This is a genomic window from Pseudomonas sp. IT-P4 (genome assembly GCF_949767755.1).
Taxonomy (GTDB): Bacteria; Pseudomonadota; Gammaproteobacteria; order Pseudomonadales; family Pseudomonadaceae; genus Aquipseudomonas; species Aquipseudomonas monachiensis.
The window spans coordinates 506438-530341 of record NZ_CATKPX010000034.1; the positions used below are offsets into that span (position 1 = coordinate 506438).

A 23904-nucleotide genomic window follows, 5' to 3' on the forward strand; every position below is an offset into this window, starting at 1 on the left:
TTTCGGGGGGGCGGCCAAGCAGTTATTTGGACTTTTGTTTCAGGTGCAGGTGAATAAGCTGGTGGTTCTTTTCCTGTCATCAAGGTGATTCAAAAGTGTCTGACTTGCATGGAAGCAACTCACAGAAAATACCGGACGGAGTGTCCATCGATAGTCACGGGATACATTACCGTCGTGCAAATGACGTGATACCGGGAGCCATCAAAAATGCGCCGGTAGAGAGGTTGAAGTCCCTGCTTGCGCTCGAGCCGCAAATGCCCGAGTGGTATAGCGGCGCGCGGGAAGTCGACCGTCAATATCTCAAGCGGTTGATTGATGAACGTTGGCGTTTACACGACGTACTGGACCAGACCCGGGGCGAGTTGAAGCATGACATCAACGCCTTCGCCGAACCGCTGCTCAAAACGGCTTTGCAATCGAAATTCACCACGGTCGAGAACTTCAACGAGCTCACCGTACAGCTCGAGGTGCCGAGCAAGTTCATTATCGGCATCGATACCGGGGCCAGTCGTGTGCGCGAATCCACGTTGCTGGAAGCTGCGCTGCACAACTTCGAACAAGACGAAACGGCACCTGACGCGTTGCGCAACAGTTCCGGTGTTTACCGCAGGGACAGTCGGGGCAGTCTCAGCCTTGAACCGGCCATCACCCTCCCGGCGTTTGCAGCCTTGTGCCGAAGCCTGGATATCGGCGGGCAATACCGACGACACATCAAGTCCGTCCTGTTACCCAGTACCCCACAGGCACAACGGACCTTGCAGCGGGATTCGGTGGCCAGTGAAAAGGCGGCTTTTCATGTGGCCGCGCTGATCGCCCGATTGAGGGGGGATATCAGTGACCATGCCTTCGGAACATTGAACAAGGTGCGTGAGGGCCAGGCAAACATCGAACTGTATAACCAGCCATTGCTTTGTCATCGGTTGTCGCTGATGGGCTTTCGAATGACTGGCATCGTGCTGTTCAGCGCAGTCATTGAGCCATCGCAAGTAAAACGCGAAGTTGAAGCGTTGACGCCGGAGCTGTTGAGTTTCTGGATAGACTGGTCGCGCCGCCTCTCGGTACTGCCGGGCCAGGCATATGATCAATTCAAACTGTTGCAAGCCTTCTTTGCCAATGGACCGCAGGGGCTGAGCGATGAACTGTTGCGCCGCGAGGATATTTATCAACAAAGTCGTTTGACCGGTTCGTTGATCGCCTATGTCCCGGATGATCCGGAGCATCCCTTCAGGGAGTATCCGTCGCTGACAGCGTTCATGAAAACGCTGCTCGGTCAGTTGAGAAATGCCGATTACCAAGCCTTTTTCAGCCGTTTTGTAGCTCAGAAGGACAAAGGACTTTTTTTCTCCCGGGTCAACGAACGACTCACCACCTACGCCTGGCACGAGCGCGAGCCGCTCGACATGGGGCCGTGGTGGCGTGAAACCGCGGTTGAAAACCCCGATGCGGAGCCCATCACCAACCAGATTACGGGTGAACTGTGGGTGGCGCTGTTTCTGGAGCGCCGCGACAAGGCCATCGCCGATGCCAGGCTCATTGCCGTGCCGACTGACGACGAGGATGCCAATGCACGCTTCAAACGCTTGACCAGTTACCTGTCGATCGGCTGGAACGTATTCAATTTCGCCGCAATGCTGGTGCCCGGACTGGGCGAAGCCATGCTCGGTATCATGGTCGCGCAGATGCTCGCCGAGGTCGCCGAAGGCATCGAGGACTGGAGCAAGGGCGACAAGGAGCAAGCCTCTGCCTACTTCAATGGGGTCTTGATCAACTTCGCGCAATTGGCACTCATGGGTGCCGGGCATGTACTGCCCGGCACCGGCGTCACGCCGATCAAAGTGTCGCCGTTTGTCGAGGGCCTCAAACCCGTGGAAGTCGGCGGCAAGGAGCGTTTGTGGAGCCCTGACCTCGGTCCCTATGAACAGCCGATCGTGTTGCCCGATGGAGCGAAGGCCAGTGACACAGGGCTGTACCGTCATCAGGATCAGGACCTGCTGCGCCGCGATGACAAATGGTACGCAGTCAAACAAGACCCGGCCACCGGCCGGCATCGACTTCAACACCCGACTCGCGCCGATGCCTATCAGCCGCTGGTGGAGCACAACGGTGCCGGCAGTTGGAAGACGGAGCTCGACCAACCGCTCGAATGGGACAGGAGGCAGATACTCAGGCGTCTGGGCGCTTCGGTGGATGGACTTTCCGATGAAACCCTGGAGCAGATTCTGACCGCCAGTGGCGTGCACGAAAATCTGCTGCGCCGGCTTCACGTCGAACAGCAGACCCCTCCCGCACTGTTGGCCGATACCCTCAAGCGCTTCAAGGCCCATACCGATGCGCAAGCCTGCACGGAGCAGATTCTGGCCAACCGGATCGGCGAGGAATGGGCCGATTACGCCGTGCGAATCATGACCGAAATGAGGGGCTGGCCCGATGACAAGGCCATTGAAGTCTTCCAGGGGCCGGGACTGACCGGGAAGGCGATCAAGGACGGCTATGCCCAGGCGTTACCGGCCAATACGTTGCAGATGAGCTGGTCCGACCTGCTGGCGGGGGCGCTGCCCGAGCGCGTGGTGGGGTTCCTTGATGAACAGGCGCTTCGTGAACTGCTCGGCGAATGGTTATCCGGTGACTCGCAGAAGCGTACCGAAGCGTTGCGCGAACAATGGGCAACACGGGTGGGTCAGCGCAAGCGCAAGTTGTTCGACCTTCTGTACAGTCGTCGGACCCGTTCGGACGATCCCTTGGTGAATCTGCTCAAGGGGGATTTTGCCGAAATCTCGCTCAGCCAGGCGCAAGAGTTGTTGGGTGAGGCGCATCCTTCGGACGTACGACACCTGAACGAAAAAAACCGCGTGCCCTTGCGCCTGGCGGAACAAGCCCGCAAGGACGCCGAGCAATTGCGGATGACACGGGCCTATGAAGGCCTTTACCTCGATGCCTTGCATAACGCTGATACCGCGCGCCTGGAGTTGCACTCCCTGGCGGCCTTGCCAGACTGGCCGGCGGGTGTGCGTTTGGAGGTTCGTGAGAATTCATTCGAGGGAACGTTGACCGACAGTCTCGGCCCCGTCGACGCGCCGATCCGCAAAGTGCTGATTCTGGGTGAGGATGGCAAATACGAAGCGCGCGACGACAGCGATCAACACCTGCACGGCGCGGACAATGTGTATGCCGCGGTGCTGCATGCGTTGCCGGATTCGCAACGAACGGCCCTGGGCTTCGGCATCAACGAGGCCGCGCGGCTGGAGCAAACGATAAAGGCACATCCGCTGGATCGTCAGGTATTTGAGCCGATTCTGCGGGACAACCCGAACTTCAAGCCGACTTACGATCCGACCGTCATGCGCCTGCGCGGCGGCATGCGTGGCTATGCTCGACAAGCACCGAATGGCATGGGGTTGCGGCGACGGGCTCGTGCGCTGTATCCGGGTTTTACCTCGGAGGAGGTCGAGACGCTGCTGGCGGAGGTACGCCAGGGCGAAGGTACGGCGCATGAACGACTGGCCGTGCTCGAGGCCGAGTTCAACCAGTTGAACCGCGCCCTGCAACGCTGGTTGGACTCGCCGACGAAGTCCTTTCGTTTTAGCCCGGCGGGCATGGTGGAGTGGCGTGCGCGAAACAATATCTACAAAGTACTCAGGCAATGCTGGCAGCGCACCGGGCCCGAAGGTATGGAAGCGGTGGGTGTGCTGCATCCGCAGTCCTTGAGGTTCGACAATATTCCAAAGTTGAGCGAGCTTCTGGATACCCTGCCGAAACTGGAGGCCAACTTCGATCATGTCACCGAGTTGAGCCTGAGCGGGGGCCGGTTGCGCGGCGAGCACATGTCATTCCTCGACTCGTTTCACCAGGTGCGCTATCTCAATCTGCAAGAAAATCTGCTGACGGAGCTGCCGCAGGCGGTGGAGGACATGCCCCATCTCACTTGCCTGTATCTTGGTGTCAATAACATTGAACTGGATGCATTGGCGGTAGACCGCCTGAAGAACTTGACGCGCATGATGTTCCTGCACATGCACGGCAACCCGCTGAAGCTCATTCCGAACATCAGCCGAATGCCGTATTTGCAGGTGCTGTTGCTGGGCGAAACAGGGCTGGACAGCTGGCCTGTCGGTTTGTTTTCGCAATCGCGGCCGCGCAGTATTTATCTTGATCTGAGCGGTAACCCGATCAGCCGGATACCCGAGGTCGCGCCCGGTTCATTTCGCGCAGAGCTATTGGCGCGTACCGTGATCAGTCGTTCCCCGCGCTGGATCTCGCCGGAGGATCTCGAGATCCTCAAGTCTTACATCGAGTCGGTTGGCATGGATCCGGAACGTCCCTATCCGCCTCGCAGCGTAATGGATAGCAAGAACTGGAAGTCGGGCATGACCGAGCGGCAATGGCAGATAAAACAGGAAGTCTGGGATGCGGTCGAGGATGAATTCGATTCAGTGCCGTTCTTCAATGAAATCCGCAGGCTCACCGAATCCGCCGACTTCAAGGCCGGCGGGACCTATCGGTCAGAACTGACCGACAAGGTCTGGCGCATGCTCGAAGCCATGGCCAGCGACAGTGAACTGCGCATCAGGCTGTTCAGCGAGGCGGCAACCCCCACCGAGTGCGTGGATGGCGGTACACAGTTGTTCAATGCCATGGGCGTGCAGGTGTTGGTCCACGAAGCTTACGCCCTGGAGCGTGCGGACCTGATCGAAACGCAATTGCTGGAGCTGGCCCTGGGCAAGTCCCGGCTCGATGAACTCGGTGCCATTGCCCGTACGCGTGTTTCTGAACGGTGGGCGAAGGGAGAGCGGTACCGCCGCTACGACGCCGATGGCGAAGTGACCGGCACTATCGATGAAGTGGAAGTGCACCTGGCCTACATGACCGAACTGGCGGAACGCCTGGATCTGCCGTGGCAGGCACGGGGCATGCAGTTTCGCAAGATCGCCAAGGTGAGCAAGGAGATGATCGAGGCAGCGTTCCAGCGGATCAAGGCGCTGGAGGAGGGCGAGTTGCTGATTGATCGAATCGTTGAACAACCGCTCTGGCGAACCTGGCTGGAGTCGACTTACCGCGAGGAATTGAATGGCTTGAAGCGCCGGATCGACGCGACCATCGATTTGCAGGATGCGTTGCAGCGCAGGGCCGAAGGCACGGGGCTGACCTCCGAGGAAAAGGCTGCGGTGGAGGTGGAAATCAAAGGGCTGTGCAGTGAATTGGGCAAAAGTGAAGCTGACTTTGCCGATGGCAAGCTGATGACTGACGAGCAATATGTTCAAGCCTTGGAAGACATCGATCTGCAGATTACGCAGTTGCTGAAAAAACTGACACGCGAAGCGATGATTCGGGCCAAGCTGGATCGGCTGCGGATTGAAACCGCCCAGTAACCACGGAAAAAACAAAAGCCTCGCCACAGGGTGTGCGAGGCCTTTGCTCGTGTCGTGGTTGCCGGGTCAGAACAGGAAGTAACGCTGGGCCATCGGCAAGGTTTGCGCCGGCTCACACCACAACAACACGCCGTCGGCCTTGACCTGGTAAGTCTGCGGATCAACGTCGATGTCCGGCAGGTAGTCGTTGTGAATCAGGTCGGTTTTCTGCACGTCACGGCAGCCTTTGACCACGGCGATTTTCTTCTTCAAGCCCAGGGCTTCGGGCAAGCCCGCCTCCTGCGCGGCCTGGCTGATGAAGGTCATGCTGGTGGCATGCAGTGAGCCGCCGAAGCTGGCGAACATCGGGCGGTAGTGCACCGGTTGTGGCGTCGGGATCGAGGCATTGGCGTCACCCATCAGGCTGGCCGCAATGGCACCGCCCTTGAGAATCAGCGTCGGCTTCACGCCAAAAAACGCCGGGCGCCACAGCACCAGATCGGCCCATTTTCCCACTTCGACCGAGCCCACTTCATGGCTGATGCCGTGGGTGATCGCCGGGTTGATGGTGTACTTGGCGATGTAGCGTTTGGCGCGGAAGTTGTCGTTGCCCTGGCCATCACCGGGCAACGGGCCGCGCTGCTTTTTCATCTTGTCGGCGGTTTGCCAGGTGCGGGTGATGACTTCGCCGACGCGGCCCATGGCCTGGCTGTCGGAGCTGATCATCGAGAACGCACCGAGGTCGTGGAGGATGTCTTCGGCGGCAATCGTCTCGCGGCGGATACGGCTTTCGGCGAACGCTACGTCTTCGGCAATGCTCGGGTCCAGGTGATGGCAGACCATCAGCATGTCGAGGTGTTCATCAATGGTGTTGCGAGTGAACGGCCGGGTCGGGTTGGTGGAACTGGGCAGCACGTTGGCAAAGCCGCAGGCCTTGATGATGTCCGGCGCATGACCGCCACCGGCACCTTCGGTGTGATAGGTGTGAATGGTGCGGCCCTTGAAGGCGGCGAGGGTGGTTTCGACGAAGCCGGATTCGTTGAGCGTGTCGGTGTGGATCGCCACCTGGACGTCGTACTGGTCGGCGACGCTCAGGCAGTTGTCGATGCTCGCCGGGGTGGTGCCCCAGTCTTCGTGCAGCTTGAGGCCGATGGCGCCGGCCTTGACCTGCTCGATCAACGGTTCCGGCAGGCTGGCGTTGCCCTTGCCGGTGAGGCCGATGTTCATCGGGAACGCGTCGGCGGCCTGGAGCATGCGCGCCAGGTGCCACGGCCCGGAGGTGCAGGTGGTGGCGTTGGTGCCGGTGGCCGGTCCGGTGCCGCCACCGATCATGGTAGTGACGCCGCTCATCAACGCTTCTTCGATCTGCTGCGGGCAGATGAAGTGGATGTGGGTGTCGATGCCGCCAGCGGTGAGGATCATGCCTTCGCCAGCGATGACTTCGGTGCTGGCGCCAATGGCGATGTTGACGTTGGGCTGGATGTCCGGATTGCCGGCCTTGCCGATCGCCGCGATGCGCCCGTCCTTGAGACCGACGTCGGCCTTGACGATGCCCCAGTGGTCGATGATCAGCGCGTTGGTGATCAGGGTGTCGACCACCTCGGCGGCCAGCAACTGGCTCTGACCCTGGCCGTCACGGATGACTTTACCGCCACCGAATTTCACTTCTTCGCCGTAGGTGGTGAAGTCCTGTTCCACTTCGATCCACAACTCGGTATCGGCCAGGCGGACCTTGTCACCGACAGTGGGACCGAACATGTCGGCGTAGGCTTGACGGGAAATCTTCATGTGTTCGCCTTGGAATTCAATTGATTTTGAGACCGCTCGCATTACTCGCTATCGCAGCCTCGCTGCGCTCGGCAGCTCCTACGGGTGTTCACACTGCATTCGCGCGCCCGGTCTCTGTTGGGGCTGTCGAGCGAAGCGAGGCTGCGATCTTTTGGGAGCACCGCATTTGTCAGTCGAGATCACCCATGATCCTGCCGGCAAAGCCGAACACCCGACGATGCCCCGCCAGATCCACCAACTCCACCTCGCGGCTCTGCCCCGGTTCGAAACGCACGGCGGTGCCGGCAGGGATGTTCAAGCGCATGCCACGGCTGGCGGAACGGTCGAACGTCAGGGCGTCGTTGGTTTCGAAAAAGTGGTAGTGCGAGCCGACCTGGATCGGCCGATCGCCACTGTTGGCCACTTTCAGGCTGATCGTGCGCCGGCCGGCGTTGAGTTCGATCTCGCCGGGCTGGATCTGGTATTCACCGGGAATCATCAATGGGCTCCTTGGAGAATCTTGTAGTACAGGGCGGTCGGCTTGTAGCGGCCGCTCGGGTCGCAGGCGTAGTCGGGGATTTCACCGGCGCGGGTATAACCCAGCGATTGGTAGAAAGCTTCGGCGGGCGAACCGGCTTCGGTGTCGAGGTAAAGCATGCCGCGCCTGTGCTGCAGGGCAGCGGCCTCCAGGGCGCTCATCAGTTGCTGGCCCAGACCACGACGCCGCGCATGTTCGCGAACCAGCAGTTTCTGCACTTCGCCACGGTTCAGACCGTTGGCTTTCTGGCACAGACTCAGCTGTACGCTGGCCTGCACCTGTTCGTCCTTGACCACCACCCACAGCAACACATTGCCCTTGTTCAGGTTGTCCTGGACTTCATCAAAATAGGCATGGGCCTGGGTCGCATCGAGGTCAGCCATGAAGCCGACACTGGCGCCATAACCGACGGCATCGAGCAGCAGATCGATCAGGCCCTGGCGATAATGCGCAAAGCTTTCAACGTTGACTCGTCGCAGTTGGGCGGGGTTCATGGGCGATCACTCCTTGTTGGCGGCGGGTGGTTGCGCGCCAGGATTGAGGGTCAGTTGCATGAAGGTCAGGTCCAGCCAGCGGCCGAACTTGGTGCCGACCTGAGGCATTTGCCCGGTGGTGATAAAGCCGATGCGCTCATGCAAGCGAATGGAGGCGGCGTTACCGCTTTCGATGGCAGCAACCATCACGTGCTTGCCGCAGCCTTTGGCGCGCTCGATCAGCGCATCCATCAGTTGTGGACCGAGGCCGTTGCCGCGCTGGTCGCTGCGCACATAGACCGAGTGCTCGACGGTGTGGCGAAAACCGTCGAAGGGTCGCCAGTCGCCGAACGAGGCGTACCCGAGCACCGTATTGTCGGCATCGACAATCACCAGGACCGGATAAGCCTGGGAATGCCGGGCGTTGAACCAGGCCTGTCGATTGCCGAGGTCGACCGCCTGTTCGTTCCAGATCGCCGTGGTGTTGAGCACCGCGTCGTTGTAGATGTCGCGAATGGCTGGCAGGTCGGCATGCTCGGCATCGCGGATGTGGTAAGTCATGGCGCGGCCTCAGGCGATGGGTTGGTGGACGGTGACCAGTTTAGTGCCGTCGGGGAAAGTGGCCTCGACCTGGATTTCCGGGATCATTTCCGGGATGCCATCCATCACTTGTTCGCGGGTCAGCAGGGTGGTGCCCAAGTGCATCAGGTCGGCCACGGTCTGGCCGTCGCGGGCGCCTTCAAGCAGGGCTGCGGAGATGTAGGCCATGGCCTCCGGGTAATTGAGTTTCACGCCGCGAGCCAATCGCCGCTCGGCCACCAGGCCGGCGGTGAAGATCAGCAGCTTGTCTTTTTCACGTGGGGTCAGGTCCATTGTTGCAATCCGTATTCGGCAGTTAGAAGGTCATTCAATCTGAGAACACAATCCCACATTGAATCGCATTTCAAGTGTTCCAAATTCGTGGTGGCATGGCTTCGCGTCCCAGTAGCGTCGGACGCAATAAGCGCCACAAATCAATCAACCATCCCCGCGCCAACAACGCTTCACTGGCCAGGCACCGTGCAACCAGCAATCCCGGCAACTGCGAAAGATCCCCGCGCACGTCGTTGGGCAGCGAGCGGCAGGTTTCCAGCAAGTCGCTATCGATTTCCCCGGTCACCAGCAACGTCGCAAATACCGGTCGCCCATCGAGCCCGATGGGCGAATCCAGCAAGCCGTCCGCCCCGACAATGCGCTGGCGTTCGTGCCAGAGCAACTGGCCGTCGCGGCGGATATCCAGTTGCGCCTGGAAGTACCCGAGATCGAAGCGCTCGCCACTGGCCGGACGGCCCAGGGCCACGACGTCCCAGTAGAACAGTCGCGCATCGCCTTCAAGGTTGATGCAAGTGCTGAGTTCAGCCTGGGCCGCGCTGAAAATGATCGTCTCCTGGGGCAGCCATTCCAGTGTCGCACCGGCCGCCACCTTCAACTTCAGCTGCTGATAGGCGGGGCCGGCGGCGCGATACCACTTGGCCGCGCCGGGGCTGGTGATTTGTGCCCAGGCATCGCGCTCGACGCTGGCCGAGATGTCCAGCCGATCACCGCCGGCAATTCCACCGGGCGGGTGGACGATGATGTGCTGGCAGACTTCCGGCCCTTCGGCATACAGGTGTTTTTGCACCCGCAACGGACCTTGGTGTCGACGCTGGACCGGGCGCGTGCTGTCGTCGAATCGTGCGTAACCCAGCTCCAGCTCGGCGTGCCAGCTGGGGGTAAACAAGGCACCAGAAGCGGGAAGAGTCATAGTCAGTGCTTATCGTGAGGACATCACGATGGTTGCAAAGGCTGTGCCGCAAGGTATCGCAGCAGGAGGCGGTTATTGCCGGATTGAGCGCACCAATAGGGGGAGACTCCTGAAATGTAGAGAACCAAATTGGTGCATTGTCCCTTTTTAGACATACCGGAGTATGCAGAACAGACTGCCCGGTCTTACCCCCGCTACAGCGCAGATCAGATCAAGTTGCATCAGGCGTTGCCTTCGACAGTCGATCTCGCGACAGCTTTCAGGCATGTCGATGTCTTCAAGAACAATTACACCTCAAGTCACGATGGTTCTTTGGTGGCCTACTCCATCAATCCACAAAACGCATCCGGCAATCCTGGATTCGGGCTGGGTTCCACGCCCGAAAGTCGAATCAAGAGGATCGTGACCATTGGCTCAGATCGTGACTAGCCCACGCACGCCCTCGGCCTCCATGTTTTCCCCGCGACCCTGTTGCACGATTTCGCCCCGGGACATCACCAGGTATTGGTCGGCCAGTTCGGCGGCGAAATCGTAGAACTGCTCGACCAGCAGGATTGCCATGTCGCCCCGGGCCGCGAGCTTTTTGATCACGGCACCGATCTCCTTGATCACAGACGGCTGTATGCCTTCGGTGGGTTCGTCGAGGATCAGCAGGCGAGGGCGGCTGGCCAGCGCACGGCCGATAGCCAGTTGTTGTTGCTGGCCGCCGGACAGGTCACCCCCCCGGCGTTGCTTCATTTGCAGCAGCACCGGGAACAGCTCGTAGATGAACGCCGGGACTTCCTTCGCTTCGCCGCCGGGAAAGCGCGACAGGCCCATCAACAGGTTTTCTTCCACGGTCAGGCGGCCGAAGATCTCCCGGCCTTGCGGTACGTAGGCGATGCCGGCATGCACACGCTGGTGCGGCTTGAAGGCGGTAATCGGTTTGCCTTCCCAGTTCACTGCGCCTTCCTTGGCTGGCAGCAGGCCCATCAGGCATTTGAGCAGGGTGGTCTTGCCCACGCCGTTTCGGCCGAGCAGGCAGGTGACTTCGCCGACCTTCACATCAAACGTCAGGCCGCGCAGGATGTGGCTTCCGCCGTAGTACTGGTGCAGTTTTTCGACTTGCAACATTTCCAGATTCTCCTCAGATCCCCCTGTGGGAGCGGTGTTCACATGTCTATCGACCGAGATAAACCTCGATCACCCGCTCGTTATCCTGCACTTGTTCCAGCGACCCTTCGGCCAACACGCTGCCTTGATGCAACACGGTGACGTGATCGGCAATCGAACCGACGAAGCTCATGTCGTGCTCCACCACCATCAGTGAGTGCTTGCCGGCCAGGCTCTTGAACAGCTCGGCGGTGAACTCGGTTTCGGCGTCGGTCATGCCCGCCACCGGCTCATCGAGCAGCAGCAATTGCGGGTCCTGCATCAGCAACATGCCGATCTCCAGGAACTGCTTCTGACCGTGGGACAGCAAACCGGCGGGGCGGTTGACCGATGGGGTCAGGCGAATGGTCTCGAGTACTTCGGCAATGCGGTCTTTTTGCTGGCCACTCAAATGTGCCCGCAGGCTGGCCCACACCGACTTGTCGGTTTTCTGCGCCAGCTCCAGGTTTTCAAACACGCTCAGCGCTTCGAACACCGTCGGTTTCTGGAACTTGCGACCGATGCCGGCCTGTGCGATCTGCACTTCGCTCATTTGCGTCAGGTCCAGGGTTTCGCCGAACCAGGCCTTGCCGTGGCTGGGCCGGGTCTTGCCAGTGATCACGTCCATCAGGGTGGTCTTGCCTGCGCCGTTGGGGCCGATGATGCAACGCAGTTCGCCGACGCCGATGTACAGGTTCAGATTGTTCAGGGCGCGGAAGCCGTCGAAGCTGACACTGATGTCTTCCAGGGTCAGGATGGTGCCGTGGCGCGTATTCAGGCCTTTACCGGCACGCTGACCAAGACCGATGGCATCGCGGCTGCTGCCGGCGTCGCGGTTGGGTTCCAGGGGTGGAAAGAACGCCGGTTCGAGCATGAATTCAGCGGTTGCAGTGACTCTCATTGCTCACCTCTTTTCTTCAACAGACCGATTACGCCCTTGGGCAAGTACAGGGTCACGACGATGAACAGCGCGCCGAGGAAGAACAGCCAGTACTCGGGAAACGCCACGGTGAACCAGCTCTTCATACCGTTGACCACGCCGGCACCGAGCAACGGACCAATCAAGGTGCCACGCCCACCCAGTGCCACCCAGACGGCCGCTTCGATCGAGTTGGTGGGCGACATTTCACTCGGGTTGATGATCCCCACTTGCGGCACGTACAGCGCACCGGCCAGGCCGCACAACACTGCGCTCAACACCCACACGAACAACTTAAAGCCACGCGGATCGTAGCCGCAGAACATCAGGCGATTTTCCGCATCGCGCAGCGCGGTCAGTACCCGACCGAACTTGCTTTGCGCCAGGCGCCAGCCGATGTACAGGCTCGCCACCAGCAACAGCACCGTGGCGAAAAACAACACGGCGCGGGTACCCGGTTCGGTGATGCCGAAGCCAAGAATGGTGCGGAAGTTGGTGAAGCCGTTGTTGCCGCCGAAGCCGGTTTCGTTGCGGAAGAACAACAACATGCCGGCGAAGGTCAGGGCCTGGGTCATGATCGAGAAATACACGCCCTTGATCCGCGAGCGGAAGGCGAAGAAGCCGAACACCAACGCCAGCAGCCCCGGCGCCAATACCACCAGGCACAGGGTCCAGAGGAAGCTGCTGGTGCCGGTCCAGAACCATGGCATTTCGGTCCACGACAGGAAGGTCATGAACGCCGGCAAACCATCGCCCGAGGCCTGGCGCATCAGGTACATGCCCATGGCATAGCCGCCGAGGGCGAAGAACAGGCCGTGGCCCAAGGACAGCAGGCCTGCGTATCCCCACACCAGATCGAGCGCCAGGGCGACGATGGCGTAGCAAAGGATCTTGCCCACCAGCGTCAGCGTATAGGCGGAAACATGCAGCGTACTGTCCGGCGTTAACAACGACAGCAGTGGTAACGCCAGCAGCAAAACGAGGATCACCGCGCCGATGGCAATCGTGACTTTGGGGCCGGCCTTTTGTGTAGCCTTGAGCATCAGGGGCTGGTTCATCAGTCGATCACCCGTCCTTTGAGTGCGAAGAGGCCTTGCGGACGTTTCTGGATGAACAGAATGATCAGCGCGAGGATGAGGATCTTGCCGAGCACGGCACCGATCTGCGGTTCCAGAATCTTGTTGGCGATGCCCAGGCCGAACGCAGCAAAAACACTACCGGCCAACTGCCCGACACCGCCGAGCACCACCACCAGGAACGAGTCGATGATGTAGCTCTGGCCGAGGTCCGGGCCGACGTTGCCGATCTGGCTCAGGGCCACGCCACCGAGACCGGCGATGCCCGAGCCGAGGCCGAAGGCGAGCATGTCCACGCGCCCGGTCGGTACTCCGCAGCAGGCGGCCATGTTGCGGTTCTGGGTGACGGCGCGAACATTCAGGCCGAGGCGAGTCTTGTTCAGCAGCAGCCAGGTCAGCACCACCACAAACAACGCAAAGGCAATGATGACGATGCGGTTGTACGGCAGCACAAGGTTCGGCAGCACTTGAATGCCGCCCGACAACCAGGCCGGGTTGGCCACTTCGACGTTCTGCGCGCCGAACACCAGGCGAACCAGTTGAATCAGCATCAGGCTGATGCCCCAGGTGGCGAGCAGGGTTTCCAGCGGACGGCCGTAGAGGTGGCGAATCACCGTGCGCTCCAGCGCCATGCCGATGGCCGCGGTGACGAAAAACGCCACCGGCAGCGCGATCAGTGGATAGAACTCGATGGCCTGCGGCGCGAAGCGCTGGAACATCAGTTGCACCACATAGGTCGAGTAGGCGCCGAGCATCAGCATCTCGCCGTGGGCCATGTTGATCACGCCGAGCAGGCCGAAGGTGATCGCAAGCCCCAATGCCGCGAGCAGCAGGATCGAGCCAAGGGACATGCCGCTGAAGGCCTGGCCGAGCATCTCGCCGACCAGCAGTTTGCGTTTGACTTGAGCGAGGCTGGTTTCGGCCGCAGTGCGTACATTGGCATCAGCCTCAACGCCAGGATCGAGCAAGCCTTCGAGGCGTGTGCGGGCTAGCGGATCACCGGTTTCGCCGAGCAAGCGCACAGCGGCGAGGCGCACGGCCGGATCGCTGTCGACCAGTTGCAGATTGGCCAGGGCCAGGCTGAGGGCGGCATGAACGCTCTCGTCCTTTTCGCCCGCCAGTTGCTGATCGAGGAATTTCAATTGCGCCGGCTTGGCGCTTTTTTGCAATTGCCGCGCGGCGGCCAGACGGAGTTTGGCGTCGGCGGCGAGCAACTGATGACTGGCCAGGGCCGTGTCGATGAGACCCCGCAGGCGGTTGTTCAGGCGCAGGTTTTTTGGCTGGCCGTCGACGGTCAATTCGCCGAGTTGCAGGGCGTTGATCAGTTCGATACGGGCCGGATCGGGTTGCGCGGCCCAGATTTCCAGCAGCCGGGCTTGCTGCACGGGATTGGCGGCGACGAAGTCTTCGGCGTCACCGGCGTGGGTGGCCATCGGCAGCAAGAGCGCGATCGCCAGAAGAAATCGGTACAGGGCAGTGGGCATAGAGAGTCGCCTTGCTCGGACTAAATGTGGGAGCGGGCTTGCTCGCGAAAGCGGTGTGTCAGTCACATAAATGTTGGATGTGCCGCCGTCTTCGCGAGCAAGCCCGCTCCCACAGGGAGTTGTGTTGGGCCTGAACTACCGTCAGGCCCAGTGGCTTAGTTACTCTTCACCGCATACTCCGGCTTCTTGTCGTTGCCCGGGATGAACGGGCTCCACGGCTGGGCGCGGATCGGCCCTTCGGTCTGCCACACCACGTTGAACTGACCGTCAGACTGGATCTCGCCGATCATCACCGGCTTGTGCAGGTGGTGATTGGTCTTGTCCATGGTCAGGGTGTAGCCGGACGGCGCGGCAAAGGTCTGGCCGGCCAGGGCTTCGCGGACTTTGTCGACGTCGGTGGACTTGGCTTTTTCCGCCGCTTGCGCCCACATGTGGATGCCGACGTAGGTGGCTTCCATCGGGTCGTTGGTCACCGCCTTGTCGGCGCCCGGCAGGTTGTGTTTCTTCGCATAGGCTTTCCAGTCATCGACGAACTTCTTGTTCACCGGGTTCTCGACCGATTCGAAGTAGTTCCACGCCGCCAGGTTGCCCACCAGTGGCTTGGTGTCGATGCCGCGCAGTTCTTCTTCGCCAACCGAGAACGCCACGACCGGAACGTCGGTGGCCTTCAGGCCCTGGTTGGCCAGCTCTTTATAGAACGGCACGTTGGAGTCACCGTTGACGGTGGAGATAACCGCCGTCTTGCCGCCCGCCGAGAACTTCTTGATGTTGGCGACGATGGTCTGGTAGTCGCTGTGACCGAACGGGGTGTAGACCTCTTCGATGTCCTTGTCGGCCACGCCTTTGGAGTGCAGGAACGAACGCAGGATCTTGTTGGTGGTGCGCGGGTAGACGTAGTCGGTGCCGAGCAGGAAGTAGCGCTTGGCGCTGCCGCCTTCTTCGCTCATCAGGTATTCAACGGCGGGGATCGCCTGCTGGTTCGGCGCTGCGCCGGTGTAGAAGACGTTCGGCGACATTTCTTCGCCTTCGTATTGCACCGGGTAGAACAACAAGCCGTTGAGTTCTTCGAACACCGGCAGTACCGATTTGCGCGACACGGAAGTCCAGCAACCAAACACCACGGCGACCTTGTCCTGGGTCAGCAACTGACGACCCTTCTCGGCGAACAGCGGCCAGTTCGATGCAGGGTCGACCACCACCGGCTCGAGCATCTTGCCGTTCACGCCGCCCTTGGCGTTGATCTCGTCGATGGTCATCAGCGCCATGTCTTTGAGCGACGTTTCGGAGATCGCCATGGTTCCGGACAACGAATGCAGAATACCGACCTTGATGGTCTCGGCCGCCTGGACAGTCCAGGTCATGCCCATCGCGGCAATGGATGCCGAGAGTGTGAAAGCCTTGATCAAACTGCGACGCTTCATTGTGCGATCTCCATGAACTTATGAGTTTTCTTGGTTGGCAGATGCGGACTACTGAAGGTGTGTTTTGCAAGGGCTGTGCCCGGTCGGCAAAAGGCAGGGGAATGTCGTTTTAGAGCGGTTGCGCGGTTTGAGGGCGCACCATGAAGGAACGAGGTCGGGGCCGTGGTGCGAGGAGGTGCGTCATTGTGGTGCTGCCGCATGGCGGCAGTTGCGGGACAATGGTGGTCAGTTCACGCCGGGCCAGGAATCCACATACTTGATGGTGAAGTCAGGGTAGGAGTCAACGATCTGGATCTTGTAGTCGGGGTACTGGTCGACAATCTCCCATTTACCGACGGAGTCGGGCCACTGAGTGACTTTCTGGACTTTCAGATCAGGCCAGTTGTCGTCAATTTTCACCTTGTAGTCAGGGTAAGAATTGACGAACTGAATCTTGCCGTAAATTTTCGAAACATCGACCGTGGTGTCAGCCAGCACGGTGCCGCTGCCGAAAGCCAACAACGAGAGAACAAACGTTTTCAACATGGAACTCATCCTGAGATTATGTGGACTCGCAGTCTAAGGGCAGATCATCGACGGCGCATCAAATCGATAAAAAACAGACGCCATCGCGAGTGGCCCGCTCCCACAGGACTCAACGATGGCGTATCAGCGTCGTAAACGGGGACCGTCAGCTTTTAATGCAAGTTTCAAAGCCATGCCCGCCACCCTCGTACTCCGGACCGTAGTAGTACTTGGTGAATGAAGCTTTTCCGTCAGGGGTTGTAGCGAGTTTCGCAATCCCGACGCCGTAATCCTTGAGCGACGGATCCGTATGGGCAAAGTAAATCGCCAGGGAACTCAAGTTGGCGGCAGCAAATCCTTCATATCGGGAGTTGTCGAGCAACGTCAGCGTAAAACCGTAGGCACCGTGTTCGCCGGTACTTTGTTCGGCATTGAGCTTCATCTCGACAACACCTTCAAACGCACCGATATGACTGTCCATTCCGGTGCATTGATACCGACCGCTGTAGTCAACGCCAGTAAAGGGTGGCTGCACTGCCCATGCGGGCGCTGAAACAAGTGCAATGGATGCGATGAACTTCTTGAACATGTTTACCTCTTTCCGCTCTTGTAAGAATTGTGGCGATTAAGTTGTAGGAATAATCGTCATTGAAGTGCGCGAGCGTTTTATGGGGGAGCTCGCGAGTGCGGAGTATGAACATGATGGTGTACTTGTTAAGTGTTAACTCAATACGAGTTTTTTCCAAGCGTAAATGCAGTTCTGAAATTTTTTAATTAACCATGGCGTTAACGACGTCGCATCAGGCCGATGAAGAACAACCCGCCAATTGCTGCGGTGGCAATACCGATAGGCAAGTCTTCGGGGGCGATCAGTGTCCGGGCGGCAACGTCGACCCAAACCAGAAACACGCTGCCGAGCAACACGCACACCGGCAGCAATCTTCGGTGTTCAGCCCCGACCAGGCGCCGCGCAATGTGCGGCACCATCAGCCCGACAAAACCGATCGAGCCGCTGATCGACACCAGCACCCCGGTCATCAATGACGCAATCAGAAACACTCGCAGGCGCACGGTGCGCGCATTCAGGCCCAGGGTCACCGCCGTTTGCTCGCCGGCCATCAGCGCATTCAGTGGTCGCGCCATGCCCAGCAATAACATCAACCCAAGCAACACACTGGCGGTCGGTACCGCCAGCAGCTCCCAGCGAGCCAACCCGAGCCCGCCGAGCATCCAGAACATCACCGCCGAACTGGCTCGATGGTCGCCCAAGAACAACAGCAGATTGGCAATCGCCATCATCACGAACGATACCGCCACGCCACACAGCAGCAAGCGGTCACTGTCGAGGCGACCATGACGACTGGCGATCATCAGCACCACCAGCATGCTCAGTAATGCACCGATGAATGCCGCGATCGGCAAGGTCAGCAGGCCAACGATTTCGCCCACATGCAACACCACGATGACTGCGCCCAAGGTCGCGCCGGACGTGACGCCGAGCAGGTGCGGGTCGGCCAAAGGGTTGCGTGTGACCGCTTGCAGCACCGCGCCGATCAGCGCCAGGCCGGCGCCCACCAGCGCGCCGAGCAGCATGCGCGGCACACGAATCAGCCAGACGATATGTTCCTGTCCGGGGTTCCAGTCCGGCACACCGACACCGAGCAGCTTGTGCAACAGGATGCGCCACACCACATCCAGCGGCACCCGCGCCGGGCCGAAACCCAGGGACACCACGCACGACACCAGCAACAGGGTGCCGAGGGCAATCAGCAACAGGGCGTAGCGACGGTTAATCATTCGCCGTGGAAACCCTTGGCCAGGGTGGCGACCGCCAGTACGTTATCGATCCCGGGCGTGGCCTGCACGTAAGGGATGACGATGAAGCGCCGGTGCTTGATCGCGTCCACCGATTGCAGGGCCTTGTTGCCCAGCAGGAATTGAATCTTCTGCTCGGCAGTGACTTCGCTGTAGTCGACGATCACGATCACCTGCGGGTTGCGTTCGACCACGGTTTCCCAATTGACCCGGGTCCAGCTCGCTTCGATATCCTCCAGGATATTGCGCCCGCCAGCGGCATCGATCAGCGCTTGTGGCATGCCCAGTCGCCCCGAGGTCATGGCCCGGTCTTCGCCGCTGTCGTACAGGAACACCCGCGGTGTTTGCGCGGGCAGGTCTTTGCGAATATTCGCGACTTGCGCCTGCATGTTCGCGATCAGGGCATTGGCGCGGTCCTGCACGTCGAAGATTCTGCCGAGGTTGCGCAGGTCGTTGTAGGTGTCTTCGAGGCTGGCCGGCGGGCGCTTCATCACGAAGGCACAGGATTCGCTCAGCTCATACACATTGATGCCCAGCGGTTGCAGGGTTTGTGGCGTGAGGTCGCCGCCGATGCGCATGCCGTAGTCCCAGCCGGCGAAGAAGAAATCGACGTTGGCATTGAGCAGGGTTTCCACTGACGGGTACTTGGCCGCCAGTTCCGGCAGGCCTTCGAGAATGCCCTGCATCTCGGGCGTCACGGCCTTCCAGCCACTGATGCCGCTGTAACCGGCCATCCGCGACTTGAGGCCGAGGGCGAGCATCATCTGGGTCATGTTGATGTCGTGGCTCAGGGCGTGTTGCGGTGCCTGCTTGAAGGTCACTTCGCGGTTGCAGCTTTTGATTGTCAGCGGGTAACGGGTGGCTTCGGCCAATGCCTGGGCGCTGCCCAGCAGCATCACGAGTGGGAGGCAGGAGCGCAGCAGGGAACGCAAAGTCATGGTTGGGTTATCCAGGTGATTCGTGGGTAGCCGTGCAGTGGATGTTCATCGATCAGCGCTTGGACGCCGAACACATTGCGCAGCAACGCAACCGTCAGGACGTCTTTCGGTGTGCCGCTGGCGACGATACGACCATGGTTGATCACGTACAGCCGATCACAAAAAGCCGCCGCCAGATTGAGGTCGTGGATACTCGCCAGGGTGCCGATATTCAGGCGTTTGACCAACTGCAGCAGCTCAAGCTGATAACGCGGATCGAGGTGGTTGGTCGGCTCGTCAAGGATCAGCAGTTGTGGTTGCTGGGCCAGGGCGCGGGCGAGGATGACCCGCTGCTTTTCACCTCCGGAGAGGGTGGCGAACCCGTGGTCTTCGAAGCCATTGAGGCCGACGGACTCCAGGGCCTGATTGATCAGGTCGCGGTCTTCAAGGGTATCGCCATCAAACAAGCTTTTGTGCGGCGTGCGGCCCATGGCGACCACTTCCTCGACGGTGAGGCCGAAGGCATCAGGGAATTCCTGCAGCACTACGGCGATGCGTTGCGCGCACCAGCGTGAGGATTGTTTCCAGACGTTCTGGTGATCGAGCCTGACTTCGCCGCTTTCCGGTTTACTGAAGCGCCAGGCACACCGCAACAGGCTGGTCTTGCCACTGCCGTTGGGGCCGATCAGCCCGACGAACTCACCGGCGGCCACGTGTAGCGAGGCATCACGCAGCTGGAATTGATGGTGGCAATGGCCGTGACCCAGAGGGGACCAGGTGAGGTTTGTGAGGTTCAGCGAGGTCATGCAGTGGCTCTTGAGGTGATGCTGATGGCCCCTTCGCGGGCAAGCCCGCTCCCACAGGTATTGCGCAAATCCTGTGGGAGCGAGCTTGCTCGCGATGGGGCTGAGGTGATGCGCGGGGAGTTTACAGTGCCTTTCGCCCCGCGCATCTCGCCTGATTCATGATGAAGATGAGGCGCTCTCAGTCTGCCGGGTGAAACGTGACAGCAGCACGCGATCGAACACCCATACCACCACCAGCGAAGCGCCCACCAACGGGAAGGCTACCGCCAGGGCGAACATGATCACCATCGCGGTTTTCCATTTCGGCAGGTCGTGGCGTAGCGGCGGCACGCCGAGTTTTCCTTGCGGGCGGCGCTTCCACCAGATCACCACGCCGCTGACCGCGCTGAGCAAAATCATCAAACAGATCAGCAACACGACGATCTGGTTGAACACGCCGAACATCTTGCCTTCGTGCAACATCACGCCGATTTCCGTGGCGCGGGCGACGCTGCCGTATTGCTCGAAACGTACATCGGCCAGGACCTTGCCGGTGTACTGATCGATGTGCAGCGTGGCGTCATTGCGCGGGTCGTCGGCGAATACGGCGATGGTGAACACGCCGGTTGCAGTGGTCGGCAGGGTGATGCTGTAGCCCGGTTCGACCTTGCGCTCGCTGGCAATGTTTTGTACGTCCTGCAGGCGGATGGTCGGCGATGCCGGACCGGCCGCTGCGCTGTCGTGGGCCATGTGCCCGGCATGGTCGCCGGACATCGGCATCGGTGTGTTTTCCATGGCCCACGGCACGGTCTGGCGGGTGGCGGTGTTGAGGCTGCGCGCCTCGACGTCGGACTTCGGCACGTCATCCCACATGGCTGCCGGGAACACGTTCCACACTTCGGCGTACTGCTTGCCCCAGAAGCCGGTCCAGGTCATGCCGCTGAGCAACATCACCAGCAGCAGGGACGCGCCCCAGAATCCGGTGACCGCGTGCAGGTCACGCCACAATATGCGACCACGACTGTTCAGGCGCGGCCACAAAATGCCTGCCGCCTGACCGCGCGGCCACCACAGGAAAATGCCGGACACCACCAGCACCACGCCCCAACCGGCGGCCAGTTCGATCAGTCGGTCGCCAACGGTGCCGATCATCAGCTCACCGTGAATCGACCGGGCGATGGCTTGCAGGTTCTTCTTGGCGTCTTGCTCGCCGAGGATGTCACCGTGGTACGGATCGACGAAAACGTTCAGCTCCTTGTCATCGTTGAGCACGACAAACTGCGCGCTGCGCTCGGCATTGACCGGCGGCAGGTACTGGGTGACCTGGCCTTGTGGATAAGCCATTTTCACCCGTGTCAGCAGGTCGTCGGCCGAGACGGTGTGATGACCGGCCGGAACCTTGAGCAGACTGCTGTACATCAGAGAGTCGAGTTGCGGTTTGAACAGGTAGACGGTGCCGGTCAAAGCCAGCATCACCATGAATGGCGCAACGAATAATCCGGCATAGAAATGCCAGCGCCAGGCCAGGTTGTAGAAATTCACTTTGGGCTGTTTCATCACGTGTGCTCCGCTTGGCTGGATCTTTTAGTTGTTTGTTTTTGCGGTTGCTGTGCAACCGATCGCGAGCAGGCTCGCTCCCCTGTAGGAGCGAGCTTGCTCGCGAAGCTTTTAGAAACTCATATCCACCTTGGTCCAGAGCGTTCGCCCCGGCTCCTTGATGGCTTGCGGGTCATTGGCCGGATAGCCGAAACCGGCGTTGCCGGCCAGATTCAAGTGCTCGGCGTAAGCCTTGCCGAACAGGTTGTCGACGCCGCTGCTGACCTTCCAGTTGCTGTTGATCCGATAGGCACCGTTGAGGGAGAACACGCCGAAGCCCGGCGTTTTGCCGAAGTCCTTGCCGACCACGTTGCCCTTGTTCTGGTCGATGCGGTTTTGCGCGGCAACCACTCTCCACAGTGCGCCGGCGCTCCAGTTGTCTTCGCTGTAGGTCAGGCCGAAACGGGCATCCAGCGGCGGCATTTGTGGCAATGCACTACCATCGCTGCTGTTCTTGCCCCAGGCGTAGGCCAGGGTCGCGTCGGCTTTCCAGTTGTCGGTGAGGTTGTAGGCGGCGCCCAGTTCACCGCCCATGATTCGCGCGTCGATGTTTTCGGCTTGCGAGGTCGTACCCATCATCGTCGGGGTGTAGTTGAACAGGATGTAATCGCGCACCTGCCCGACATAAGCCGATGCCCAGGCTTCGAGGTCTTCGGTCTTGTATTGCAGGCCGAAATCGAGCTGGGTGGTTTTTTCCGGCTTGATCGAATCGAAGGCATTGACCGAACCGGCGGGGCCGGACTTGGGTGAAAACAGCTCCCAGTAATCCGGGAATCGCTGGGTGTGACCGAGGCCGGCATACAAGGTGGTCGGGCTGTCGGCCAGGTCATGCTCGTAGCGGATGAAACCGCTGGGCAGGGTATCGGCGCGGGTGTCGTCGGCGGTCGGATTCGGGCGGGTCATCATGCCCGAGCCGATGGTCTGCCGAAAATCCTTGGCCGAGGCACGGTCCAGGCGTGCGCCGCTGATCAGGCGGTCACGGTCGGCGGCGTACCAGGTCAGTTCGCCGAACACGCCGTAGTTATGGAAGTCGGCATCCTTGGTGTACGGCAGGTCCTTGTAGGTGTCGACACCCATGGCGCCGCGCTGGCGATGCTCGTTGGTCTGCGCGTCGATGCCGCTGATCAGTTGTACATCGGCCCAGCGCCAGGTGCCCTTGACCCGTGCGCCGAGGGTGCGGCGGTCGACGTTGGAGGCCATGGGCCCGGACATCATTCCGGTACCGGACGGCGTGCGCAGGGTGTAGTTGTCCATCACGTGGTCGGCGTAGTTGTAGTAGATCTGCGCCTCGACCTTGTCCAGAACCTCGCCGATGTTGGACTGCTCGAAGCGCAATCCGAGGCTCTCGCGCAGGAACTGCGAGCCGTCCATGCCGCGCCCGGCGTAGCGGGCTTCACCATCGCCACGGCCGGCGGTCAGTTCCAGCAAAGTGTCGGTATTCGGCGTCCAGCCGATGGCCACGTCGCCGTTCCATTTGTCATAGCGCGACGCCACGGTGTCGTTGTTGCCGTCCCGGTAGTCGTCGGAGTGCGCGGTGTTGCCGATGACCCGCACATAACCCGATTGTCCGCCGGCTGCGGCGTCCACCAGTTTGTCAAAGCGACCGTAGGAGCCGGCCAACACGCTGGCGTTGACCCGCGTGCCGAGTTCGCCGAAGTGCTCCGGCTCGCGATCGAACAGGATGGTCCCGGCCGAAGAACCCGGCCCCCACAGCACGGTTTGCGGGCCTTTGATCACGGTGAGTCTGTCGTAGGTTTCCGGCGAGATGTAGGAAGTCGGAGCGTCCATCCGGCCCGGGCAGGCGCCGAGCATCATGCTGCCGTTGGTGAGGATGTTCAGCCGCGAGCCGAACATGCCGCGCAGCACCGGGTCACCATTGGTGCCGCCATTGCGCACCATGGCAAAGCCGGGGATGGTCTTCAGGTAATCGGCGCCGTCGCTGGCCGGCACCGGTTGGCGCGGGTCCTTGGGGTTGGTGACGATGGTCAAGGGCGAGCTGGGCGCCACGGCGGTAATCACCGTCGGGCTCAACTCTTCACTATGACCGGCGTGATCATTGGCCAGCGCAGAAGGCGCCAGCAAAGCACCGCACAGGATGGCGGTGGCGTGCCTGAAACGAACGCCGGATTCGTTCAGGGCATAAGAGGCTTGGGCAGGGCTCAAGCACGGGACAGCGGAAAACCTGGACATGACAATTTCCATCGAACAGTCGTAAACGACACGGCCGGCAGCCTGAAGCTGTCCCTGTGGGAGCGGGCTTGCTCGCGAAAGCGGTGCGCCAGACAACATCAACGTTGACTGACACTCCCTCTTCGCGAGCAAGCCCGCTCCCACAGGTTGCGTTGGCTGT

At 60.4% G+C, this 23904-nt stretch carries 19 protein-coding genes; 1 reads left to right on the top strand and 18 read right to left on the bottom strand.

The window, feature by feature from the left end; genetic code table 11:
• Positions 1 to 95 precede the first annotated feature (95 nt).
• Complete coding sequence (locus ACM6IT_RS15615; RefSeq protein ID WP_414918289.1) at positions 96 to 5366, top strand: dermonecrotic toxin domain-containing protein; 5271 nt, start codon at positions 96 to 98, stop codon at positions 5364 to 5366.
• Positions 5367 to 5432: 66 nt separating this feature from the next.
• Here ACM6IT_RS15615 and ureC read toward each other — a convergent pair whose 3' ends face one another.
• The 18 genes from ureC to ACM6IT_RS15705 form a co-directional block, all read right to left on the bottom strand.
• The gene (ureC, locus tag ACM6IT_RS15620) at positions 5433 to 7133 is read right to left on the bottom strand and encodes an urease subunit alpha (protein ID WP_414918290.1); all 1701 of its coding nucleotides are present in this window, start codon (positions 7131 to 7133) and stop codon (positions 5433 to 5435) included.
• A gap of 169 nt (positions 7134 to 7302) precedes the next feature.
• Positions 7303 to 7611 (bottom strand): urease subunit beta, encoded by a 309-nt coding sequence (locus tag ACM6IT_RS15625; RefSeq protein ID WP_056725355.1) that lies wholly within the window; start codon positions 7609 to 7611, stop codon positions 7303 to 7305.
• The gene (locus ACM6IT_RS15630) at positions 7611 to 8144 is read right to left on the bottom strand and encodes a GNAT family N-acetyltransferase (protein WP_414914248.1); all 534 of its coding nucleotides are present in this window, start codon (positions 8142 to 8144) and stop codon (positions 7611 to 7613) included. The genes ACM6IT_RS15625 and ACM6IT_RS15630 overlap by 1 nt, the downstream gene beginning before the upstream one ends.
• 6 nt (positions 8145 to 8150) lie before the next feature.
• Entirely contained in the window at positions 8151 to 8684 is a 534-nt protein-coding gene (locus ACM6IT_RS15635) for a GNAT family N-acetyltransferase (protein WP_056725353.1), read from the bottom strand.
• A 9-nt stretch (positions 8685 to 8693) separates the two neighbouring features.
• Positions 8694 to 8996 carry an urease subunit gamma gene (locus ACM6IT_RS15640; protein WP_056725351.1) on the bottom strand — a complete coding sequence of 101 codons (303 nt, stop codon included), beginning with the start codon at positions 8994 to 8996 and terminating at the stop codon, positions 8694 to 8696.
• A 70-nt stretch (positions 8997 to 9066) separates the two neighbouring features.
• Positions 9067 to 9906, bottom strand: a complete 840-nt coding sequence (locus tag ACM6IT_RS15645) for an urease accessory protein UreD (RefSeq protein WP_414914249.1) — start codon at positions 9904 to 9906, stop codon at positions 9067 to 9069.
• A 414-nt stretch (positions 9907 to 10320) separates the two neighbouring features.
• Positions 10321 to 11019: an urea ABC transporter ATP-binding subunit UrtE gene (gene urtE / locus ACM6IT_RS15650; protein ID WP_056725349.1), complete on the bottom strand. Its 699-nt coding sequence runs from the start codon at positions 11017 to 11019 to the stop codon at positions 10321 to 10323.
• 46 nt (positions 11020 to 11065) lie between these two features.
• The gene (gene urtD, locus ACM6IT_RS15655; RefSeq protein ID WP_056725346.1) at positions 11066 to 11938 is read right to left on the bottom strand and encodes an urea ABC transporter ATP-binding protein UrtD; all 873 of its coding nucleotides are present in this window, start codon (positions 11936 to 11938) and stop codon (positions 11066 to 11068) included.
• Positions 11935 to 13014 carry an urea ABC transporter permease subunit UrtC gene (gene urtC / locus ACM6IT_RS15660; RefSeq protein WP_056725344.1) on the bottom strand — a complete coding sequence of 360 codons (1080 nt, stop codon included), beginning with the start codon at positions 13012 to 13014 and terminating at the stop codon, positions 11935 to 11937. Before urtC ends, urtD begins: the two co-directional genes overlap by 4 nt.
• Positions 13014 to 14516: an urea ABC transporter permease subunit UrtB gene (gene urtB / locus ACM6IT_RS15665; protein ID WP_414918291.1), complete on the bottom strand. Its 1503-nt coding sequence runs from the start codon at positions 14514 to 14516 to the stop codon at positions 13014 to 13016. Before urtB ends, urtC begins: the two co-directional genes overlap by 1 nt.
• A 155-nt stretch (positions 14517 to 14671) precedes the next feature.
• Positions 14672 to 15937 (bottom strand): urea ABC transporter substrate-binding protein, encoded by a 1266-nt coding sequence (gene urtA, locus ACM6IT_RS15670; RefSeq protein WP_007996683.1) that lies wholly within the window; start codon positions 15935 to 15937, stop codon positions 14672 to 14674.
• Positions 15938 to 16162: 225 nt separating this feature from the next.
• Positions 16163 to 16462 (bottom strand): hypothetical protein, encoded by a 300-nt coding sequence (locus ACM6IT_RS15675; protein ID WP_414918292.1) that lies wholly within the window; start codon positions 16460 to 16462, stop codon positions 16163 to 16165.
• Between the two features lie 145 nt (positions 16463 to 16607).
• Complete coding sequence (locus tag ACM6IT_RS15680; protein WP_056725333.1) at positions 16608 to 17030, bottom strand: hypothetical protein; 423 nt, start codon at positions 17028 to 17030, stop codon at positions 16608 to 16610.
• Positions 17031 to 17227: 197 nt separating this feature from the next.
• Positions 17228 to 18238 (bottom strand): FecCD family ABC transporter permease, encoded by a 1011-nt coding sequence (locus ACM6IT_RS15685; RefSeq protein ID WP_414914253.1) that lies wholly within the window; start codon positions 18236 to 18238, stop codon positions 17228 to 17230.
• Positions 18235 to 19194, bottom strand: a complete 960-nt coding sequence (locus ACM6IT_RS15690) for an ABC transporter substrate-binding protein (RefSeq protein WP_414918293.1) — start codon at positions 19192 to 19194, stop codon at positions 18235 to 18237. Before ACM6IT_RS15690 ends, ACM6IT_RS15685 begins: the two co-directional genes overlap by 4 nt.
• Entirely contained in the window at positions 19191 to 19979 is a 789-nt protein-coding gene (locus tag ACM6IT_RS15695) for an ABC transporter ATP-binding protein (protein ID WP_056725330.1), read from the bottom strand. The genes ACM6IT_RS15690 and ACM6IT_RS15695 overlap by 4 nt, the downstream gene beginning before the upstream one ends.
• 156 nt (positions 19980 to 20135) lie before the next feature.
• Complete coding sequence (locus ACM6IT_RS15700) at positions 20136 to 21515, bottom strand: PepSY-associated TM helix domain-containing protein (RefSeq protein WP_414918294.1); 1380 nt, start codon at positions 21513 to 21515, stop codon at positions 20136 to 20138.
• Positions 21516 to 21626: 111 nt separating this feature from the next.
• Positions 21627 to 23744 carry a TonB-dependent copper receptor gene (locus tag ACM6IT_RS15705; protein WP_414918295.1) on the bottom strand — a complete coding sequence of 706 codons (2118 nt, stop codon included), beginning with the start codon at positions 23742 to 23744 and terminating at the stop codon, positions 21627 to 21629.
• Positions 23745 to 23904: the final 160 nt, after the last annotated feature.

Coding starts and splice junctions, on each gene's coding strand:
- ACM6IT_RS15685 (WP_414914253.1), bottom strand. CDS start 18,238: ATGATTAACCGTCGCTACGCCCTGTTGCTGATTGCCCTCGGCACCCTG.
- urtB (WP_414918291.1), bottom strand. CDS start 14,516: ATGCCCACTGCCCTGTACCGATTTCTTCTGGCGATCGCGCTCTTGCTG.
- ureC (WP_414918290.1), bottom strand. CDS start 7,133: ATGAAGATTTCCCGTCAAGCCTACGCCGACATGTTCGGTCCCACTGTC.
- ACM6IT_RS15705 (WP_414918295.1), bottom strand. CDS start 23,744: ATGTCCAGGTTTTCCGCTGTCCCGTGCTTGAGCCCTGCCCAAGCCTCT.
- ACM6IT_RS15690 (WP_414918293.1), bottom strand. CDS start 19,194: ATGACTTTGCGTTCCCTGCTGCGCTCCTGCCTCCCACTCGTGATGCTG.
- urtA (WP_007996683.1), bottom strand. CDS start 15,937: ATGAAGCGTCGCAGTTTGATCAAGGCTTTCACACTCTCGGCATCCATT.
- ACM6IT_RS15630 (WP_414914248.1), bottom strand. CDS start 8,144: ATGAACCCCGCCCAACTGCGACGAGTCAACGTTGAAAGCTTTGCGCAT.
- urtC (WP_056725344.1), bottom strand. CDS start 13,014: ATGAACCAGCCCCTGATGCTCAAGGCTACACAAAAGGCCGGCCCCAAA.
- urtD (WP_056725346.1), bottom strand. CDS start 11,938: ATGAGAGTCACTGCAACCGCTGAATTCATGCTCGAACCGGCGTTCTTT.
- ACM6IT_RS15700 (WP_414918294.1), bottom strand. CDS start 21,515: ATGAAACAGCCCAAAGTGAATTTCTACAACCTGGCCTGGCGCTGGCAT.
- urtE (WP_056725349.1), bottom strand. CDS start 11,019: ATGTTGCAAGTCGAAAAACTGCACCAGTACTACGGCGGAAGCCACATC.
- ACM6IT_RS15640 (WP_056725351.1), bottom strand. CDS start 8,996: ATGGACCTGACCCCACGTGAAAAAGACAAGCTGCTGATCTTCACCGCC.
- ACM6IT_RS15675 (WP_414918292.1), bottom strand. CDS start 16,462: ATGTTGAAAACGTTTGTTCTCTCGTTGTTGGCTTTCGGCAGCGGCACC.
- ACM6IT_RS15680 (WP_056725333.1), bottom strand. CDS start 17,030: ATGTTCAAGAAGTTCATCGCATCCATTGCACTTGTTTCAGCGCCCGCA.
- ACM6IT_RS15645 (WP_414914249.1), bottom strand. CDS start 9,906: ATGACTCTTCCCGCTTCTGGTGCCTTGTTTACCCCCAGCTGGCACGCC.
- ACM6IT_RS15695 (WP_056725330.1), bottom strand. CDS start 19,979: ATGACCTCGCTGAACCTCACAAACCTCACCTGGTCCCCTCTGGGTCAC.
- ACM6IT_RS15625 (WP_056725355.1), bottom strand. CDS start 7,611: ATGATTCCCGGTGAATACCAGATCCAGCCCGGCGAGATCGAACTCAAC.
- ACM6IT_RS15635 (WP_056725353.1), bottom strand. CDS start 8,684: ATGACTTACCACATCCGCGATGCCGAGCATGCCGACCTGCCAGCCATT.